The organism is Pseudomonas typographi (assembly GCF_014694385.1).
GTDB lineage: Bacteria > Pseudomonadota > Gammaproteobacteria > Pseudomonadales > Pseudomonadaceae > Aquipseudomonas > Aquipseudomonas typographi.
Genome location: NZ_JAAOCA010000134.1, coordinates 1 through 532, shown reverse-complemented (window position 1 = coordinate 532; position 532 = coordinate 1). Strand labels below are relative to the sequence as shown.

Sequence of the window (532 nt, the reverse complement as noted above, 5' to 3'; positions counted from 1 at the left end):
TTGCTTCCCTGCTCGATAATCGCGCCCGTCGGCACGCCCCCAGACTGCGATACGGTACCCAGGATGGCCGCGACCGCAGCAGAACCTAGACCCAGCGCCGATCTCTGGTTCGCCTGGCTGTTCGCCGTCAGCAATGTCCTGGCCTGCGCTGGGAAATCGGCCAGCGCCATGGCGTCGGCCGCAGTGAAGTAGGCCAGTTTGTCGGCAGCACCGGTGAGCGCCTCAAGCGCGTTAATCGAGGGATCTGCGGCCAGACTGCCGAATTGGTTCACCAGCGAACGCAACTGGTCTGCCGAGTCCTTCACGTAGCCCTGCATGGGCGCTAGGGCGTAGCTCCCAGCATCGACGCTCGCGCCCTGGTAGGCCGGCAAGATCGACAGCACCGTAGCGCTGGCAATATTGGCAACTTCATACCAGTTGCCGTCAGGACCAAGGAAGGCATCGCCCACCCGGCTGTTCGCCGCGAAGTCGGTACCGGTGCCGGTCACCGTAGTGGAATTTTGCGTGCACGAAACCGTGCCCGATCTGTACC

1 pseudogene is annotated in these 532 nt (G+C 63.3%); it reads right to left on the bottom strand.

Annotated elements, in window-relative coordinates:
* A pseudogene (locus HAQ05_RS28945) lies at nucleotides 1-532 on the bottom strand (phage tail protein); the annotation flags it as partial.